The sequence below is a fragment of the Collimonas sp. OK242 genome, from assembly GCF_900107095.1.
Taxonomy (GTDB): Bacteria; Pseudomonadota; Gammaproteobacteria; order Burkholderiales; family Burkholderiaceae_D; genus Collimonas.
This window is the reverse complement of the sequence record NZ_FNOR01000003.1, coordinates 1-19,757: the sequence shown is the minus strand read 5'-3', so window position 1 is coordinate 19,757 and position 19,757 is coordinate 1. Positions and strand designations below refer to the sequence as shown.

Here is a 19,757-nt window from a genome sequence, read left to right as displayed (position 1 = left end):
TCGGCCTGTCTTGTTTATTTGCAATATTGGAATGTCAAATATTGTCACTTGTTGCTATGTGGAAATGTAGTCCTGAGACAATAAATTGTTAAGGAATCTCTGCATAAGCCACCAAATTGAAACAAGTGCAGATAAAACGCTCGGCAAATCATAAATTCGATGAAACAAGGCGCTATTTCCCCTCTCATCCCCCGGTATTGCACCGTTAGCAGGTGCAACGGGAGAGTGCGGGCGGACTACGGTAGGCCGAATCGTCGTATACCCCATGTTTCAGCGCCGTGCAGCAAACGGCGAGGAGCCTGACTGTCGTGCATCCCAGCCGGAGTGACCACATCGACTACCTGATCAATTTGCCATTTTGGCCGACAATGCTCAGCTCAACGAAATGCGAACCGTCGTGGTTTCTGGCGCTATAGTTGACGAACACACCCCCTAGATCGACATCGTGCATGGCCTCCAATGCAGCCACCAATTTTTGTGCATTGGGATTGGCGCCGGCGCGGCGCAGACCTTCGGCCAGCAGTTTGGCGGCGATAAATCCTTCCTCCACCGCATCGGTGGCGAGTGGCGGATGACTCGCCGTCTTCAGCGCCCGCTGGAACTCGCGTACGACTGTTACTCCGACATTATTCGGCGATGGCGTAACTTGCATGACGCCGATACCGCGCCCATCCTTTCCAAGGGAGGTAAAGAACTCTTCCGAATTGACGTTCGAGAGCATCAGGAATTGCGGCGCATGACCGGATGCGCGCATTTTTTTGATGAAATCGGCACAGGCATTCGGCGTGCAAGCCATCAGCACCGCTTGTGGATTAACGGCGGCGATACTGGCGACCGCCGCGTCGACATTCAAATCCTTGCGTTTGTATTCGGCGATGATGACCGGTTTGAGCTGCTTCGCGGTAAGGTTTTTTTCAAATCCGGCCAAACCGTCCTTGCCGAAGGTGTCGTCCTGATGCAGGATGGCGACTTTTTTTATCTGCAGGGTGGCCAGCGACTCCACCATTTTTGCCGCTTCCTCCTGATAGCTCGCGCGCAGGTTGAAAACATAGGGATGCGTCGGCCTGTATAGTGATTGCGCACCCGAAAAAGGGGCGACAAGGGGAATCTTGTTTTTCTCCAGCAGCGGTAATATTGCCTCCACCGTCGGTGTGCTGCGATAGCCGAACAACGCCAGCGCGTGGTGTTCGTTGATCAGCTTCAGCGTGTTTTCTTTGGTTTTGAGTGGATCGCGCTGGTCGTCGTAACTGATAAATTCGATCTGTTGCCCAAGAATACCGCCTTGGGCATTGAGCCAGTTGAAATACAGCTGGGCACCGAGCATGTTTTCCTTGCCCGTTGCCTGCCCGGATAGTTCTACCGACTGGCCGATGACGATCTTGTTCTCGGCAGCGGAAAATGCGCTAAAGGTGCTCAAAATGAGGCCCAATAGCAAAGGGGAAATGCGCAGCATGGTTGTCTCCTGATAGTTTTTTTAGCGCAACATACCTATTCAGAAGCATTCTTGCAACAATTTTCTTTCTGGCTCTTATTTCACATGAAAACCAAACACGAATTAAATTTCAAGCGAATTTTCTTGAATACATACAAAAAAATTCTCCATGATTTGTGAATGATGGCGGGGTCAATTCATATCGTTTACTGCGGTTCCGGGCGAAGCTTGTAACGGTCAAATCTTCACGGCTGTATTGAGGTATTTCCTACGGTGAATTCCATTTTTCCTACTGAAATATCAATATTTCCTTACGAGTCATCTCCAGTGTTAGTTGCGTTCAACGAGCCCCCTAAAGGAGGCCTACTCAATCGAATAAAAAATCATTCTGTTCGGCGATAGCAGTTTGGGCAAAGCACGATAAACGACTACGTCTGGAATGCGGCGAAAGAATATACCTAGGGCCATGCCCACGACCTCAGTGCGGAACTGGACCAGGCGCGAGATCATAAACAACAAATGCTGCGGCTTGCACGCAGACGGAGAGGTGATGGCGGCAGGGGTCCGCTTATCCCATCCTGACGACTGCGATTGATGCCGCCGGCACACCTTTGACTTGGGGCGGTTAATGGCTGACCGTTTACACAAACGTATAACACCCTCGGGCAAGCAGGATAAAACGTCTGTGCAAACAAGCCGTATGTAAGACTACAATCCTCCGTCGACATTCATGTTAATGCATTGCATTCCAAGGGCCGTCCATATAAGCGCTTCCCCAGGATTCAATCACGCGTCCGAAAGATATGGGTAATCGAAAGGTTGCGCTGACGCTCACATTATTCCCGGGCGAGCTGTTCCGCCATCTGGACGGCCACCATCGATTCGCTGACAGTCGTGAGAGGAGCGCTGCTGTTGATGAATTGTTCCAATTGCATTATTTCTTCCGGCGAAACTGCATGTGGATTGATCGGCGCCGCCTCTGCTTCTGCGTTCCGACCCGGCTCCGGCTGGGTGGCGCCAGATGCCACAGTGCTGTGCGAGGTTCGGGCCGCGTAATGATCGTTCATCACTTTTCGGACCAGGAACCAGGATCCCAGCGCCATGACGCTGTTCATCGCGCCGCCCAGGCCGGCTGCGGCGAGCGAGCTGCCGGGAAGATCGCTCCTTGCCTTGGTGATGTCTGTGCTGATGTCTCCCATGGCGCTCGCCGCTCCGGCTGCAGTTCCTCCGATCACCCGTGATTTGAGCTCGTCCCATGACCAATTCGCCGAGATCTTGCCGAAGCCCTTGGCTAGCGACTGCGTGATGCCCTCTGCGGCGGCGCCGCCGAACGCTGAAAATGCGATGTCCAATGCATAGGCAAGCGCGGCGTCCTCTTCTCCGTTTTTTTGCTTGGGAAGGGATGATCTTGCCATGCTTTTGCAAGCCATGAAGGTAGTGAACGTGGCGATGAAAATGGCTTGTTTCATCGCTTCGCCGGAGACCTTGGGCGCATATTCGCTGCCTTTGCCGATGGCGAGCCTGATCTTTTTCACGCCATGCTCGGTCATGTAGTGTGTGGCGCCCAGTGCGACGCCACCAAGCAGGTTGCCCAGCGCCGCACCGGCAATCTGCCCGTAGGCGGCACCTGCGGTGGCACTGGTCTTGCCGCCGATCAGTTGTCCGATTGCCGGAACGAATTCCTCGAACAGCTTGCGGGAAATACCCCAACTCGCGCCGCTGACGAGGAATTGCTGCATGACCGACGAGAGTCCGGCATTGAGTTTTTCGGACGCGGAAAGATCCGAGCCGTCCGCGGCCGCAGCTGGGGCTGCCCCCGTCTGATGTTCGACTGCGGGATGTCCGACGACGCCAGACTCCAGGTCGGTTGTGCTGCTGGTGCTGGCGTGGGAAGATTCCGGGGTGCCGATCTCTGACCTCGACTGATGCTGATCGAGGGGCGAGCGGCCTAGCACGCTACTGAGGCGTGCCGAATCGAACCGAGCCGAGACAGGAGCCGACGACCTGCCTCCGAAGAGCCGGCTGGTTTCGCCTTCATCGCTTCGTTCCTTGAGGCGAGGAGCCGGCGGCAGGTTGCTGCGCAGGAAATCGGTGCTCTGCCGAGACTTCTGCCGGCTAGACTGGGGCGTCTGTTCTCGACTGGAGGTGGCTTCCTCCTGAGATATGTGGGGCATTGAATATGATCGGACTGAGTCTGTTACTTTTTTATGCATTCTTGTCTCCTCGTTGGTATTGGATCAGAAAAGATATCATCAGCCTGCTGCTGAACATCCTGCTTACGTTGCGGTGTTACATGGCGCCAAGACATTTTTCACGGAATATCGGATACATGTCAGGTTGAACTCCCTGGTGCGCATCGTGTTCCGCCTGGAAACCGGGAAACCGGGAAGCCTGGTTCTCGGTTCATCTCCTGATGGAGTAAGGACAGCCTATGTCGACGCCCCCTAGCGTCGCGCGGCAATGCGAACCGAGGTTTCGTTTGGCGAAGTGAACGTCTCAGATCGGTTCAAAGATCGTCGCAGCGGTCGAATGCAGAGTCCGCGCTATTGATGACGCCCACCCAGGCCACGCTTTTACTTCGTTCGTTGGTGAAGGCCGTCGTGCTGATGCCGTGACGGGAGAGCAGGATAAATCGGAAGGGCGAATCGAAGATATTGCCTGGTCCTGGATTTGTGCAGCCAGGCGCCCCGGTTGCTGCAGTGGCGATGGCCCACGGCATCAATGCCAATCTCTTGAGCAAGTGGCAGTCCCGGACGCAAGTGTGCACCGTGCTGACCACATTACCCGGCGGCGGCAGGTTTATCCTGGTTCCGCGCATGTTTGCCGCTGTACCGGGCTTCGCCGGCTTCTAGGCATGAACCCAGCTCCGCAGCTGGTCAAGCAACGCCGAAGTGACATAACCGCGATGGATCTTTTCGTCGTCTTTATGGGTATTTTTGTCGTATCTATGCAATGCGCGCCACATTGCTACGTGTTTCTGCCCCAGGTTCTTTTGTTCATCCGTCTTCAGATGCGCTGCCGTGAACGCACGGAGCGGCAGCTTCAATATCTCCTTGCCACTGACGTATTTGTCGCTATGCAAGTGCAGGAACACTGGCGCCGCCCGTTCGCTGCTAGACAACGGTTTGGGCTGGATGCGTATTTCGTAGAGCGTATCTTTATCCGACGGCAATTGAAGCGGGGGGCGTACGCTTTCAATCTCGCCCAATTGCAGCAAGCGGCTCACGTGTTTTCCCTTGGGAAATTTGTGGCGCTTGAGCGCATCCCCTTCCCGAGTGTCCATGCCCTGATGGATCAATTCCAGCGCCTGCAAGCGGCTCCCGAGCAATTCGACGGTGGCCTTATCGACAGCCGGAGACTTGCGTGCCTCGTCGCTCGTTGCGCGCAGACGGGCGATGTCGCCAAACCAGTTTTGCGCTGACGAACGGACCAAGTCAGCTGCATCCATTGGATCGTCCCTCGGACCGTTCAGCGCGTCAATGCCTCCCGTGTTCTTCTTTATCGATTGGGCAATGGCGACGACATCGCCACCCAAGCTCATCGCAACATCAAGGTCGATCGGACACCTTCGCAAGGTCCGCTCGATCATCCCTTGGAGACCATCGCGCGGCTCCAATGCCGGAGACTCCGCAGGAATTTCAGCAGGCGGCGCCGATACGGCAGTATTGGCTTGGGCATGAGACACCGATGCCGCGACGGCTGGCGGACGGGCAGCGGCTTGCTTCAGCAGTTGCTTGCCGCGTCCGTGCGACTTCCTGGCCTTGCCGGATGCCGCCTTGTTCGATCGGGCGGGAGCACTCGCCGCAGTCGGCCATGCTGGCATATTCGCCGCCAAACTCGCCGAACTTTCGGACGGAGCTTGCGGCAATGCTGTGGCAGGAGTGTCACCGCGGTGCGGCTCGCATACCTCGCGCAAGCACGCTTGATACGCGGAAATGGCATGGGCCATTTCCAGCGAATATTGCCAGATCCCGGAGTCGTCATTCATTTCCAGCATGCTGGCGGCGTCCAGGCAAAAAAGCTCTCCTACCGCGTTAAGCTGGTCGGCATATGCGGCGGCGAGTGCCTGGTACTCGCTCCGCTGCCCTGGATTGAGTTCGTCACCTCGTTCAAGGGTTCTTATCGCCTGCTCGGTATCGCTGCGCCGATTGGATATGGCGTCCAGGAGTTCCACCACGCGCTGCATGAGATGGAAATACTGCGCGCCGCCGGAGCGCAGGCAAAGCATGACCAGGCGATCGACGTTGACCGTAACCGCGTGACCGGCGATTGCCAGCAGCGCCTTCTTGGCCGCGGCCCCGCCAGATTTGACTGCAGACAGTTGCTTCAACATATTCTCATGTGGCTTGGACTGTTCACACTGACGAACGAATTCGTGCAGGATGCCGCCATGCTTCATAACCACCTCGCGAAAGCCCTGCAACTCGTTGAGCGCCCGCTCCATGGCGGTCAGCTCTTCCTGCGTTTCGATCAGTTCCTCTCCACCGTGAGATGAAGACCCTTGGGCGCGTTGCGCTCCTTGCCAAGACCACTGAGCAACCTGATCCGAGCTTGTATTGACGCCGTACTCGGCCGACTGAGCGCGACGCACGTGAAAGACGCCTTTTATTTCTTCGTATTGGTCATCAGCGATTTTCCCTTTCAGTCCCTTCAGTCCTTCCAGGCCGGCCCCGGCGGACTTGATACCCGCTTCAGCGAGCTTCAATCGCTGCAGCATATGCGTCATAGATCCATTCACCAGCGCCTGCCAGGTGTCGCCATATTTCAGCGCAGTCTTCACCGCTTTTTCGTGGTCCTCGACGGTCAATGCATTACCCGCCGGAGCCTGCGGAAGCGACGCGGTGCGCCTCGATCGTCCTGAGGATGCCGGCCGCGTCTGCGCCTGGCGCGCCGGCAGGCGTGCTAACTCTCCCAGTGCCGCCGCCGACGACCCTGCGCGTTCCCGGTCTCGTGCGCCTGAGCGCTCGCCGACATTGGTGCCGGTCTCTTCCCGTGTAGCGATAGCCGGTTCCGACGATATGGGGACGTGATGACCACTGATTTTTCCGCTCTGCATTGCATTTTTCTCGAAAAGGTGTTTGGGCGTTTTATGGAGACGAGTTCCAGGCAGCCCGCACGGCGCTTCGGCGGATTATTCCGGAACAAGTGTCCAACGGAATTTACCGCCGCGAAATGGACGCGCCTGTTCCGAAGATTATTGACAATCACTCAAAATTGCCCCGCTTCCGATGCTTTGTTAAGCACTAATGGCATCTTAAGCATCTATTCGTGCAGAGCCACTTTGCTTCGCATCTTGAAGAGGGTGGCTGGTCACATGTCTCAGCATGAGAACGCAATAAAAATTTCCAATAAGAAATATCGAGCGATTGAATGTCGGATGGTGAATATCGATTGAGAGACGAGACTATTTGACGGGAAATCATGACCCAGACCCTCGACGGTCTTTTATGGAGCATCAAAAATGCATATACAAAGCCTGTCCCAGCCCACGCTTGCGTCCGAAGGCACCGAGACTACCCAGAATGTTGAAACGAGTACAAGCGGTTCCAGCCGAAGGTCGAGATCGCGCAGCCCGATGGCGAGCTCAGGCGATCTAACCCGGCTTGCAGAGCCGAATGCCGGTAGTAACCGGCATTCGGTGTCCTCCAGCATAGGCCATGAAGGAAGAGTGGACAGCACCAGAATATCAGTATCTTCCAGTATTGGATTTGAGGGACGCACGGACAGCGGCAGGCGATTTTCAGCATCCTCAAGCAGGAGCGGGAGCGGGCGGGCCACCGCTGGTTCGTTGACACCGCGTCACAGCGGTGAATTGAATATCGAGGTCCTCTCAGGCAAGGGAAAAAAAATAACTTCCGACGAGCAGTTGGCGCATTCCCGAATCGCGGGCTCTCCAATTGCGGAAGGTTCTCCGCAGCCGCTGATTCCGAAAACTGCCGCTAGCCGCAAAAAGCTATCCACCATTTTCTCCGGAAAACATTTTTTTGGTTCGTCCTCAACTGCGAAGACACCTCTTTCTTCCACCGCGGAAAGCTCGGCAATGGCCGGGGCGTCCCATATCGAAATCGAAATGAGAGACATGCTTGCAGGCGAGGCGGAACCAACTGCACCTTTGGATGCTGAAAACATTCGGCTGGGAGAGGTGGTAATCCAGATTTCGAACAGGGATGCGATCTCACTGCTGCTGCAAGAAATATTTGCGCCGCATATTAATGAACGCAACCATGAAGCCTTTGCATTGCTGATCAACGAGAGAGCAAACAGACTCGATGAAAAGGGCAAAACGCCTGAAACTATCCATCAGATCCTGTCCAAGGGAACCAACATGGATCGCATTGCGCTAGTTGTCGTTGGTTACGTGAGATCAGTCCCGTTCGGGATTGCATCAAGATTGCTGGACGCCAAGCAGGTATTGACTGCAGCCGCAAAGACCCCGGCGCAAGGCGGCGCAATTGCCGGTGTGTTTTCTGGCGCAGCAGATACCGTGGGCGCAAAAATCCTGGAGAAATCGACCGGCAATACCCAATGGATGAAAGCGGACACGGAACAGCTGGAGCCGGTGATGGCTGAAGCAAAAGGGGCAACAGGCGATCTGATGAAGCAAGCTCTCGAAATTTCGATCTCGTTTCAGACCTATACCGGACGCAACATCCTGCGAAATGCTGTCGTTCCAGCGGTTGCCAAGAAAGCCGGCGCGGCTGTGGCAACTGAGGTTGACTCCTGGATCGCGGCTGCTGGAGGTCCCGTCGCCGGCGCGGCTGCATATGCCGCCATGAATGCGTTCAATGAGCGGAATCACCGTGTCGGCCCTGAATATCTGCTCGGCCGTCCCGACTGGGAAGAGCTTTTCGACAGACTGGAAAATACCACATGGACCGATGCCGGCATCAATGGATTGAAGCGCGCCGCCAGATTGCCAGTGGATATCGCGACCGACACGCTCAGCGGCGCGCGCGAACTATTGACTGCCAAGCGTATCTTGACGAACGGTGTGCTGGCCGGCGGTTTTGCCGGGGTGTCGGCAGCAAAAGCCGTGGCCGGAATCGCAGCGAAAAAGGCGGGAATGGATCCAGCCGGCATCTCTGCCATCCAGGAAACGGTCGGAACGATCACCAGCGCACCGGTATTCGCGGCATGGACAATGACCGATGTTCTGGCTGATACCGCGATTGATAAAGCTGGTGAGGCAGCGAACAGGGTTGGCAACATGATTCATCAATCCAATCCGCCTACGGCAGCAGGAGCGGAGTATCACGTGATCGACATACCGGAGGATAATCGGGGACCGGCAGCGTAGTCCATGCTGGTCAAAATTATGAGTGCATCGGGTGCGCTGGCTGGGCAGGCTTGAGATAGGGTCTCCGCTGTTAGCGCGCCGGCTTGACCAGTTCGGTGACAAACCGGACGCCGCCAACGGGGACGATGAGCGCCCCCAGCGGTCCGTTCTCTTCCTCTGAGCCGCCTGTTTCATGGAAGTCGATACATGGCCTTCCCTTCAGCCGCTCAGGCCGCTGGTGTTTAGGCCTGCATCGTCAAGCTTTTTCTTCAATTCGTCTTGCGGCATACCGAAAGGTGTCTTGAAATCGTTCAACGTGGCCTTGGCTGCGCTGGGATTGGGAACGAGCACTTGCATTTCGTGCAGAGGCTCGCCGACGCGGAAATGCCCGCTCTGCGTCATTCCGACGACCTCCCGAGCCAGAGCCGAAAGATTCGAGTCCGTCGTCTGCTCCTCTACAGGCGCATGGTTGCGGGCGCGGCTGCGCACGACGGTCACATCGTCCAGTTCGGCCGTCATCACGGCAGGCGTCTCGTTATGGGCCAATCCCAGTATCCATGCCGAGTTGACGCGCATGTCGTGAGTCCCGTTCGGGGCATAGATCACACCGTCCGGTTCCACACCGTTGTAGAGGGTCTGCTTCGCCTCAGCCAGCTTATCCTTTCTCTGGAAGCTGTGAAGCAGCGCCAATGAATTTCGCGGAGCTGTATGTGCCCAGGCGTAGGCCAGCCATCCGTTGTTGCCGCGCGGGCCATGCGGACCATCCGCATGCAGCGCCTCACCCGAATAGCCATTGGTGGCCATTTTATAGTGCGTCTCGTTCCGATAAGGCGCGTGGCCCTGTGCCTCGCTCGCATTGAGGTCTCGCTGCTGCCCTCCACGCCAGTGCGCCTGGATGGTTGCGGCAGCTTTAGTCCGCTCAGCGAGGCTCCTGCCCGGGGGAAGTCCGTTCGGCACACTGGCTTGCCGAATCGTGCCGCGGGTCGTCGTCGCCCGTCGCTCGACTTGTTCGTGCGACGAAATTCTGTCATCGCCCATCTGATGCGCTGCTGAAATTCTGGAAATGCAAGCGCCCATTGGCGTCTCCTTGGTCTTCGCTACGTTGGAATGTTCGAACAGCCATGTTATTCAGCGCGAACGGCCACAGGCACGTGGGAAAGCGAATAATTGTCGCCGCGCACGAACCTGATTGGTGCAGCCGCAAACAGGTGCGGAGATCGTAGGAAAACCCCTACCCAAAAACCTACCTTTCCCGATAGCTTTCCACATCCGCCACGGCATACTGACTTATTTATGCATCGCGCTGGCGGCTCACGAACCCATGTTTTCTCGTCTCCCGAGGCAAGGCTGGTGCGGGGCAGGCGTATGCGACAAAAGAAAATGGGTTTGTGAAAAATATCAATAATACGAAAGCAGGCAAGATGAAAATTTGCAGCAAGTATCTCCGCTTGGCCAGCGCTACGCTGTTTTTTGTTTTTGGACTGATGTCGACACTGGCGCATGCCGAGGTGCGTATTTCCGGTTCCGATACGGAAGAAAATCTGATCACCACTGCCATTGCGCAATATCAGCGCGGCAGTAAAAGTGATATCAAGGCCGAATTCAAGGGAACCAGTGTCGGATTCAAGGACCTTTGCAGAGGCGCGGCTGATATCGTGCCGGCGTCGAACAAGATACAGGCCGAGCAAACCAAAGCGTGCGCGGATAAAAAAATTTCCTATATCGAGCTGCCCATCGCTTATGACGCTGTCGCGGTGATCGTCAACAAATCGAACAATTGGAGCAACGACTTGACAATGGCAGAGTTGAAATCGATTTTTCATCCCGAGTCTTTCGGCAAAATAACACGCTGGAATCAGGTGAGAATCGCCTACAACGATGCGCCGCTGAAAATCGTATCGCCCGATACCAAGTCAGGGACGACCATGTTCTTCACGGAGCGCGTGAATGCCATGCGCGGCTTCTTGCGTGGCGACTCCACGATATTCAGCGACCATGACAAGATTATCGATGCGGTATCGGAAGATATCAACGCCATCGGCTTCGTCTCTCTTGGCGCCTTGGTCGAGCACAAGGGAAATGTCCGTCCGGTGCCAGTCAATTTCGGAAAAGGGGCCGTCATACCGGATGCAAGCTCGGTGCTGTCGGGAGCCTATGAGCCGTTGACCCGGCTGCTGTACGTGTACATCGCCCAGTCGGCATTAGCCAAGCCTGAAGTTACGGCGTTCGCCAGCTATCTGTTCGAGAACGGCGACCGCTACGCGCGCTTTTCCGGATTCGTGCCGCTGGCCGCATCAAGCTATATCAGCAACGTGCGACGCATAAAGGCCGGGCAATAAAGGCAGCACCTTGTTGACAGGTCTAGGAATCAGGCCTGGAAAACGGGCCTAAAAAACAGGCCCTAGGATTCATCCGTTTTTATAACTTGCAGAAGAGGAGGCTTGCATGCATCGCAGTCTATTTATCGCAATTTCAGGCATGGCGTTTGCGCTTTCCGTCCATGCCAATCCGGCAGTTCAATTATCAAGTGTCGCCGACGTGGAAAATGCTCTCGGCCGAGGTGCGCCGATCTCGGTGGTGCTGGATCTTGCCAAATGTATTCCTGGCGCCGGCGCCTCATCTCCCGGGACAGTCCGCGGCGGCCTCAAGATTGACGCATACCGGATTCTTGCGGACGGCACGCTCAGTTTCGCCGATGGCCACGCCACGGTTGACCGCAACGGCCAGCCTATCTGGCAGTTCCTGCGCTATCAGGTCAAGCCGGATCAAGCCGTGACGTTTACGATGGATGTATTTTCGCTGCCGTCGTATACCCGCAAGGCTGAGCAAATCAGCTATGCGTGTGCGGTAAACCAGGGCATCGCGTTCTTCATGAATTGAATCGCAATCCAGGGGGAAGTGCAGAAACATGGCCGGCGTTTCAGCACTTTCCGGGTCATTCGATGAAATGACCGCCCGCGCCGATCACCGTAACCGTGACGAATTTCGAACCTGTGTGGTCGCTTTCATCGTAATTCACGATGAAATCGCCAGCATCCCAGTGATGCATCGTTTCCAGTGCCTTGGTCAGAGCCGGCCTGCTGGGATTCGGGCCAGCGCGCCTTAGTCCTTCCACCAATACTTTCGCTGCGATGTAGCCGTCAAAACCGATATAGCTCGCCATCAAATTACGTCCAGCTGCATTCGCAGATTTCAACGCAGCCTGATATTCACGGGAGATATGGGTCGCGCCATTGAACGGCGAGGGCGCCACTTGTGATATCACGATGCCTCTGCCTTCTTTACCCAGCTTTACAGCCAGTTGATGTCCGCCGATAAGACTGCGCGCCAGAAATTGAACCGGCAACTTGTTGGCAGCCTGATTGAATTGCTGCACGAAGGCTACGGCGTCATCGCCGGAGACGCCGAGTATGATCGCTTGCGGATGCATGTTTACTATCTTGAGTACCGCGTCGCCCGGTTGCTGTGAATTGAGCTGCATCGTCGCAACGCCGACCGGCGCCAGCTTGATTGCTTTCAATTTTTCTTCCAGGTCTTTTTGCAAGGCGAGGCCGCCGGGGCTATCGTAGCGCGCCAGCGCCACCCGCGATAATCCCATTGCCTGTACATGGCGCAACAGAGCGTCCAGTTCATTGGAATAGCTGGCTCGCGTCATGAACAGGATGTGATTTGCAGGCCGTGCATATAGCGACTCATTGCCAGCGTACGGTGCTACATAAGGTACGCCGGCAGCAGTGGCTATCGGCAGCGAAGCGAAGACTGTATTGGTGAACATGTGGCCGAACAACGCCAGCGCCTGGTGCTGCTCGATCAATTCTCTGGTGTTGACTTGAGCGCGTGTAATGTCATAGCCATCATCCAGAGTGATTAAACGAATGCGCCGGCCATTTACGCCGCCTTCCTTGTTGATTTTTTCAAAGTAGATTTGTGCGCCGTCTCGATAGGCTTCGCCCATTTCACTGAAGCTCCCGCTTAACGGAGCGGATTGACCAAGAACGATATCGGCCGGCTCGGCGGCATGTGCCGAAAAAAATAAATGCGCCGCTGCCGCGGATGCGGCCAATCTGATAATCATCTGTCTACGTCGCATTTTGAGTTCTTACCATTGAATATGTGAATGGATTTCCAATCTTGCAAAACAATGGAAATAATCGCCTGTTTCTTTTCGTATTTTTTAACCCGCCGCCGATCTGCCAGAATTTTCTCCGTGCTCCCAACGCCGCCGTCGCTGGCTATCTGTCGTCAAGCACCTTGGCCAGGCGCATCACCGTTACGCCAGGGGCCAGATGGCGCAGCGACGGCATGATGATGACGCAGTCGTCGTAAGGCGTGGAAATTTCCCGTTCGCCGTCGCGCGCGATGACGGTGCCGGCGTGCTCGATCAACTCCAGCCCGCGGAAGTCTTGCGTAAATTCAAAATCTGTCGTGTCCGCGACGATCGGCTGAGTTACCTGGAAGAAGTGCTGGTTCAAGATTTTTCCTGGCGTCAAAAAATCGTCCAGCTTGGTGGCCGCGACGACTCCGGTCTTGATCAGGAAGCGCGCCGCGGCATCTAGTGCAACGTCCCGGCTGCGGAGTGAAAAATGCTGTCCGGTCTCGATCAGCAACGCATTCTTGGGGCTGGCTGCGTCGCCAAAGCCGCCATAGTCGCGCATCCGTTTTCCGTTCGGATGGCCGACATCGACGATCACATGTTCCGGTATGCCGGTTTCCTCAGCAAAGCGGATACCTTTTTGCATTGGACCGCTTAACAATAATGGCGGTGCTTCTTCGTGCATCGAATGCAGATCCAGCAAAAAATCGACACTATCGATGATTGGACGCAATTCCCGCGCGCGGCGCAATTCCAAGGAGTCGCCGCCGCTGTCCAAGCGGGATGCCGACCAGACGCGATTCAAGTCTTCATCGACAAAACGGCTTGCGTCCGGAATCTTGCTATCGAAACGATGATAGGCCTCGACATTCGCAAAACCGAGTGTGACGCGGCCTTTAAGCGGGCGCAATCCGGCGCGCAGAAGTTGGTCGACCGCGATCGCACCGCTGACTTCGTTGCCGTGGGTTAGGGCCATGATCATCACGTGCGGACCGGCGACGCCGCTGTCAAATGCATGCACGTAATCCACGCCGGTATTTCCGCTCTGCCATCTGCGGATGTCGGGAAACGTCACCTCCATTGGATAGACTTGCAACTTGGCGCGAATTTGTTCCAAGGTATTCATAGATTCCACTCCTGCTTGAAAAAAAAGCCGGATGCTCACGGCGATCCGGCAGAAATAATGTGAATGCGTAGTGATAAAAGAGCAATGACAGAAACCGGGATCTTAAAATGACTTGCGGCGCGCCATCCGGCGGCCCAGTGCGAGCACCGCGACAATGCTGATCAACCCGGTTGTCATGACATAAAAACTGGGCGCCATCTTGTTGTTGCTGAAAGCAATCATCCAGGTAACGATCAGAGGCGAAAAGCCGCCGAATATGGTCACTGAAAAATTGTAGCTGAGCGCTAATCCGGTGCCGCGGGTGCTGGTCGGAAAAATGTCCGACAGCATTGCCGGTATAGGTCCCAGGCATGCGGCGAGCAGCAGGCCGACTACCGCCTGCACCATGATCAGGGTCGTCACCGTCGGCCAGGTGGTCAACATCAGGAACAGCGGGTACGAAGTGGCGCCGATCATCATCATCGCAATTGACAGTACCCGGAATCGTCCGTAGCGATCTGACAGTGTGCCGAACATCGGCGCCGTCACCATCAGGATGAAACCTGTCACCATTGCGCCGAGAAATGAAGACGTCGCTGGAATATGCAATTGCTTCAACGCGTAAGTCGGCATGTATACTTTGTGGACGTAGTTGAACGCAGTCGCCCCGGCAACCACGCCGATCCCCAGCAACAGATTCAAACGATCGTTGACCAGTACTACTCTCAACGGCGATTTCTCCGGCTTGACGGCGGCAAGCTTCTTGAACTCCGGCGTTTCGTCGATCTGGCTGCGGATATACAGGCCAACCGGTCCTATCAGCAAGCCGACGCAAAAGGCGACCCGCCAGCCCCAATCCTCCAACTGACTCTCCGTCAATGCGTAACTGAGAAGCGCGCTGACGCCGGCTGCAAGCACCGTGGCCAAGCCTTGTGTCGATAATTGCCAGCTGGCGAAGAAGCCGCGCCGCTTGGCGTCCGCATGCTCAACCATGAAAGCGGTAGCCGCACCGAATTCGCCGCCGGTTGAAAAACCCTGCAACATACGGGCAGCGATGACGATCAACGGCGACAGGATGCCGATCTGGGAATAGGTCGGTGCGAAGGCAATCATCGCCGTGCCTGCCATCATGAAAAGAATCGACAGCGTCAGCGATGCCTTGCGCCCGGCCCGGTCGGCATACGAACCCAGGATGACGGCGCCGAGCGGGCGCATGACGAAGGAAATGCCGAATGTGCCGACGCTGAGCAGCAAAGACGTGGTCTCGTCCGCGGCGGGAAAAAACAATTTGCCTATCACAATCGCGAAATATCCGTAGATCAGCAAATCGTAAAATTCCAGCGCGTTGCCGATGCTGGCTGCGCAAATTTCTTTCCAGGGATTGCGCCTCGCGACCGGCATTGCGCCTATGTCGGTTGAATGAAACTGTGCTGACATGAGATATCTCCGGGATTGTAATGAGCGAGAAGTGTAGGGCGATGTTTTTTGCGCTCATTGCTATTTCGGCAGCGATCGCTGCTTATTCGGCGTAGCCGATTTGCGGCGCACGCAACTGGTGCTGCGCACCGCTGCAAAAGAGCTTATTTGGTGCCGTGGCGCACGTAACTGGTGCGCTGCGCGCTGCGACGCGTCATGAAGATAATGTCATTTATTCATTGTTTTTTGCAGCCGCTGACAGACCCTGCCAGATCGCATCCACCCGCGCATTGCTGCTGCGGCGCGAGCGGTACAGTGAGATATCGAAATTGACGCGCATGCTGGCGCCGCCGGCGACCGTCAGGTGGCCCTGCTTCAATTCATCCTGTATCAGCCTTTGCGGCAACCAGGTCAAGCCGGCGCCGCGCTTGGCCATTTCCAGAATCGCTTCGTAAGAATCGGCCTGACAGACCATGCGCAGCGGTAGTTTGTGCGGCAGGCCCGCCAAGTGCTGGGATAGCACGCTGCGCAGGGTCAGCGATGGAGAATAAGCCAGCCAGGGAATCGGCGTATCGCCGGTTGGAGAAATGCGAAATTGAGGACGTCCTTTTGCATCTGGCGCACTGACGGGCAGCAACACTTCGTGATCCAGCAAGATGGATTCGTAGAGATGCGGATCGATCAACAGCCGGGTAGACGGACTGCCGTAGCTCAATAGCAAATCGACGTCGCCGGACGACAAGCGCATGATCCCTTCCTGTGCGCCGCCGGTGCTGAGAGACACCAGGAAAGGACCGAAACGCCGGTTGATGGATTCACACCAGTCCGGGAAAAAGGTTTTCGCCAGCGTCCGGCCTGTCGCAATTCTCAGGGTCTCCTCCGCGTGCGGCGCGGTGTTTTGCAACTGGGCGCGAGCTGCATGCAAGACATCCAGCGAATGGGTCGCCGCGTCTAGAAACAGCATGCCCGCCGGCGTCAGGGAAACCGGTTGTTTGCGTTCCGCCAGCGGCGCGCCGACCCATTCTTCCAGTGCGCGAATGCGGCGGCCGAAGGCTGGGGACGTGACAAAACGATTTTCCGCCGCCCGCGAAAAATTGCGTGTCCGAGCCAATTCGACAAAATCCTCCAGCCATGCTAGTTGCATTTTTATCCTCTTATTAATCAAATGGTCGGATAACGATCCACCCGGGCATTGGGCAAGTTGAATCCGGTGCTGCATCGAAATGATACATGAGCAGATATCACCGTAGAGAGTACACGCACGCAGGTTTTAATCGGGGAGAAAAATATATGGCAGGATAAAATCCAGGCATTGGACTGACGATCCGGTCTGACAACGTCGCCGGTAAAACCGGTCGGCTGCCAGATCGGATCGCGATGCTTGCAATGATTAGTGCGACGCTGGAGGAATTCTGTTGTTGTTAGAGTCGTACCTGGCCTCAGGATATAAGACGTCCTTTGCATCCACCGTCAATACGCCAAGGAAATTGAATTGCGGTTCGCCTTCCGCCGTCTTTCCGACTTTGCAGAAATGCTCGACGCTCTTGGGGGAAACACCTTCTGCGTTGTTCGCCATCAATCCCGTAAATTCGGAAACGATTTTTTCCAGCATCGCCTCTGCTTCGTCGTCCGTCGGCAATTCCTGATTTTTTTCAACCTGCTTGGCCAGCGCAATCTGGGCGTGCGCCGCTTGATACAAGCGTACGGCAACGCTGGAGCAGATCTCCCCCGGAGTACGTTCTTTCGGGGTCATGGATAAGAAATGGCTGCCATCCGACGCTTGCGCCTGCGGCGGAGTATGAGTGAAGGGATCCGACGCCACCTGCAAGATATCCTTTTGGGCCGCCTCGGTAAATTTTGTAAATTTGTCGCCCGGTTTCATCGAAGTACCCAGGATGGTTTTGCTGTAGGGGACGTCCTGCCACATTTGACCCGCCTGAGCCGCCCAATCGCCGACATTCTTGTCGGTAGGCTTGTAGACCCAGTATTGGCCATCCTGTATCGAGGACGCCTGCACCCGCATGGTGTTCGAGGTGCCGAGTCCGCCGCGCGCTTCCAGTTGTTCCGCTTCGCCTTTTCCATCCAGCTCTGTCTTGACTGGGTTTTTCTGATCGTGCGCCCACATCATGACGTGAAAACAATTGTCGTCGCCTTGGTTGTCTTCGATGCCATTCAGATTGGGCACCATTTGCAATCCCAGGGAAAACGCATGCGCCTTCGACTCCGGAATGCTTTCTTTACGCACCAGGATGCATCCAGGGAATAAATCTTCTTTGCCGATTTTATGGGTGAAAGACTGGGTCGCCTGGGTATGGAGCGCAGCTTCGGTCCCCGGTTTTTTCAACCATGTCTGGACCTGGCCTTTAACGTATTTCACCAGGTCAAGTGTATCTTTCACTTTGACTGTATCTGCTTCTTTGACTGTAAATTTACCCTTGACCACCATTTCATCCATCTTGGCGTCGAGCTGCGATGCGTGGGTGAATGAGTTCTTCAGATGCGCTGCAAGAGCGGCATTGCTAGCTTCGCCCTTATGGCCGCCGCTCTTGCGGGGAGCCTGTTCAACTGTCAGAGCCGCTAGCGCGCTGCTTCCTTTGCTGCTGAAAACATTGCTGCTCGTTGCTTTCTTGCCGCTACCGGCAAGCGACTCAAGTCCGGGCAGCGATTCCCGGGTTGGCGATCTGCTGCCGCTGCGGCGTGCAGCGCCATTGCCTTGCTGTTCCGAAGCAGCTTCGGTATCGATATGCAGGGATGTTGCGGGGGCGTTTCTGGTGATTTCCATTTTATTTTTACTCCATGATGTGATGACATTACATTCTGGCGGCTAGATGCCGGCCGTTGAAAAGTGGACAGCGAAACTATCCGGAAAATAGCGAAACAGATGACAACAGGATGACAATATTTCCCAGGATGGCGGTAACGGAAGTGCGCGATATCACTATGATCGACTCACTCGAAGCAGCGCTCCTTGAGTTCAAGCCAAAGAGCGCGTGCAACGCCTGCGTCACGCAAAAAATGGCGAGAAAATTCCGCATCGAGACGCGTCAGATAGGGGGACGTGAATGGCTATCAGGAACACCAACGCGTAATCAGTGCGATGGGAGTGGCGGGAGTTGCTTGACGCGTGATTCGTCATCAAGTGGAACCGTCAGGCGCGAATCCAGACGTATTCTCCAGAGGCGATATTTTCGAACATGTCGTCCCGCGCCTGGAACATATTGTCGCGCCAGTAACGGCCATGCTCAAGATAGTGATCGATGAGGTCGACCAGCCATTTTCCATCGATTTCATCGTCCAGGGCAATCCGGCTGATCAGCACGATGCCGCCGGTATCTACCTCGAGCCCAAGTTGCGCCTGGTCTTGCGCATAGACGGCAAGGTTGGCTTCCAGCAGCAATCTGAAGATACGCAGTGTACGGCCGGCCGTGACTATGCCCAGTTGGAAATTGACATAGATGGCTTTCGGGTCGTCGTCGAAATAATCAATTGCCACTTCGAAACTGTCAATTTCGAGCAAGCCTGAATTCACCGCACCATCCACGTCGGCAATTTGCCGAATCGCACACAGTTCGCGAATCAGTTCGTCACGGCGGTCTATGCTCATAAATTTACACGGAGAGGCATTGGAGATTGATGGCTTAAAAAAGGAAATGGCATATCGTCAAAGGAGGCAGGCCGGTATCCGGAACATCAGCGGCAAGCCGGCATTGGGGGCGTTAGCCAACGATATCCTTGGCAGCCTTAAAACCCATCGTATGGACTTTGGCCAACGTATTGGCCAGGTCAATGGCGTTCTCTGCCGCCGCAGCAGCTTCGATTATGTCCATTTGCTTATCTGTATTCAGACCGTGGATTGCAGACATTTTGACGCTCCCAGGTTAAAGCGTTGTATTTTAAAAAAGAGCTTGGCCGACACGCCGAAGAGTGCCGGCCGGTAGTACCTGAAGATTAGCCGACGACATCTTTGGAGGCCTTCAGACCCATTGTGTCGACCTTGGCCAGAGTGTTAGCCAGGTTGATAGCGTTTTCTGCGCGGGCTGCTGCTTTAATTTCAGCGATTTGTGCACCTGCATGCACACCTGGAAGTGCTGAGTGTTTCACTTTGATGCTCCTTGCCGGAAGTGATGCTGATTGAAAAGGCGACTGGTCGACACCTTGCAAGGCGCCGGCCGGTTGATTTACGACGATTAGCCGACGATATCTTTGGCTGCCTTCAGACCCATCGTGTGCACCTTGGCCAGGGTGTTAGCCAGGTTGATGGCGTTTTCTGCTGCCGCTGCCGCTTCGATTTCAGCGATTTGTGCACCTGTATCCAGACCGGTAATTGCTCCTGCCATTTTGATTCTCCCTGATGAAAGTGATATAGATTGAAAAAGAGACTGGTCGACACCTTGCAAGGCGCCGGCCGGTTGATTTACGACGATTAGCCGACGAT

16 protein-coding genes are annotated in these 19,757 nt (G+C 55.4%); 3 read left to right on the top strand and 13 right to left on the bottom strand.

Annotation, left to right across the window (positions count from 1 at the left end):
- Positions 1 to 337: 337 nt before the first annotated feature.
- From BLV81_RS03265 to BLV81_RS03250, 3 genes are all read right to left on the bottom strand, one after another.
- Positions 338 to 1,453, bottom strand: coding sequence for an ABC transporter substrate-binding protein (locus BLV81_RS03265; protein ID WP_092352404.1), 1,116 nt, complete (start codon positions 1,451 to 1,453; stop codon positions 338 to 340).
- A gap of 815 nt (positions 1,454 to 2,268) precedes the next feature.
- Complete coding sequence (locus tag BLV81_RS03260; protein WP_255364911.1) at positions 2,269 to 3,606, bottom strand: type III effector; 1,338 nt, start codon at positions 3,604 to 3,606, stop codon at positions 2,269 to 2,271.
- 674 nt (positions 3,607 to 4,280) lie between these two features.
- On the bottom strand, positions 4,281 to 6,488 hold the full coding sequence (locus BLV81_RS03250) for a hypothetical protein (RefSeq protein ID WP_143036264.1): 2,208 nt from the start codon (positions 6,486 to 6,488) through the stop codon (positions 4,281 to 4,283).
- A gap of 756 nt (positions 6,489 to 7,244) precedes the next feature.
- Here BLV81_RS03250 and BLV81_RS03245 point away from each other — a divergent pair.
- Positions 7,245 to 8,729 (top strand): hypothetical protein, encoded by a 1,485-nt coding sequence (locus tag BLV81_RS03245; protein WP_143036263.1) that lies wholly within the window; start codon positions 7,245 to 7,247, stop codon positions 8,727 to 8,729.
- A gap of 198 nt (positions 8,730 to 8,927) precedes the next feature.
- Here BLV81_RS03245 and BLV81_RS03240 read toward each other — a convergent pair whose 3' ends face one another.
- Positions 8,928 to 9,785, bottom strand: a complete 858-nt coding sequence (locus tag BLV81_RS03240; RefSeq protein WP_143036262.1) for a hypothetical protein — start codon at positions 9,783 to 9,785, stop codon at positions 8,928 to 8,930.
- Between the two features lie 344 nt (positions 9,786 to 10,129).
- On the opposite strand from BLV81_RS03240, the gene BLV81_RS03235 reads away from it, so the two are divergent.
- Together BLV81_RS03235 and BLV81_RS03230 are read left to right on the top strand one after the other, a co-directional pair.
- Positions 10,130 to 11,047, top strand: coding sequence for a substrate-binding domain-containing protein (locus BLV81_RS03235; protein ID WP_143036261.1), 918 nt, complete (start codon positions 10,130 to 10,132; stop codon positions 11,045 to 11,047).
- Positions 11,048 to 11,153: 106 nt separating this feature from the next.
- Positions 11,154 to 11,588 (top strand): VirK family protein, encoded by a 435-nt coding sequence (locus tag BLV81_RS03230; RefSeq protein ID WP_092352390.1) that lies wholly within the window; start codon positions 11,154 to 11,156, stop codon positions 11,586 to 11,588.
- Between the two features lie 55 nt (positions 11,589 to 11,643).
- Here BLV81_RS03230 and BLV81_RS03225 read toward each other — a convergent pair whose 3' ends face one another.
- The 9 genes from BLV81_RS03225 to BLV81_RS24065 all read right to left on the bottom strand — a co-directional run.
- Positions 11,644 to 12,783, bottom strand: coding sequence for an ABC transporter substrate-binding protein (locus BLV81_RS03225; RefSeq protein WP_176992728.1), 1,140 nt, complete (start codon positions 12,781 to 12,783; stop codon positions 11,644 to 11,646).
- A gap of 157 nt (positions 12,784 to 12,940) precedes the next feature.
- Positions 12,941 to 13,927 (bottom strand): M14 family metallopeptidase, encoded by a 987-nt coding sequence (locus tag BLV81_RS03220; protein ID WP_092352386.1) that lies wholly within the window; start codon positions 13,925 to 13,927, stop codon positions 12,941 to 12,943.
- Between the two features lie 102 nt (positions 13,928 to 14,029).
- Positions 14,030 to 15,343, bottom strand: a complete 1,314-nt coding sequence (locus tag BLV81_RS03215; RefSeq protein WP_092352384.1) for an MFS transporter — start codon at positions 15,341 to 15,343, stop codon at positions 14,030 to 14,032.
- Positions 15,344 to 15,554: 211 nt separating this feature from the next.
- Positions 15,555 to 16,466 carry a LysR family transcriptional regulator gene (locus tag BLV81_RS03210; protein ID WP_092352382.1) on the bottom strand — a complete coding sequence of 304 codons (912 nt, stop codon included), beginning with the start codon at positions 16,464 to 16,466 and terminating at the stop codon, positions 15,555 to 15,557.
- A 246-nt stretch (positions 16,467 to 16,712) separates the two neighbouring features.
- Entirely contained in the window at positions 16,713 to 18,104 is a 1,392-nt protein-coding gene (locus BLV81_RS03205) for a hypothetical protein (RefSeq protein ID WP_092352380.1), read from the bottom strand.
- Between the two features lie 366 nt (positions 18,105 to 18,470).
- Positions 18,471 to 18,926: a CesT family type III secretion system chaperone gene (locus tag BLV81_RS03200; RefSeq protein WP_092352377.1), complete on the bottom strand. Its 456-nt coding sequence runs from the start codon at positions 18,924 to 18,926 to the stop codon at positions 18,471 to 18,473.
- Positions 18,927 to 19,038: 112 nt separating this feature from the next.
- Positions 19,039 to 19,185 carry a hypothetical protein gene (locus tag BLV81_RS23860; RefSeq protein WP_176992727.1) on the bottom strand — a complete coding sequence of 49 codons (147 nt, stop codon included), beginning with the start codon at positions 19,183 to 19,185 and terminating at the stop codon, positions 19,039 to 19,041.
- An 85-nt stretch (positions 19,186 to 19,270) separates the two neighbouring features.
- Positions 19,271 to 19,423 (bottom strand): hypothetical protein, encoded by a 153-nt coding sequence (locus tag BLV81_RS23855; RefSeq protein ID WP_176992726.1) that lies wholly within the window; start codon positions 19,421 to 19,423, stop codon positions 19,271 to 19,273.
- 86 nt (positions 19,424 to 19,509) lie between these two features.
- A partial coding sequence (locus tag BLV81_RS24065; RefSeq protein WP_218134250.1) for a hypothetical protein occupies positions 19,510 to 19,757 on the bottom strand: 248 nt, incomplete at its 5' end.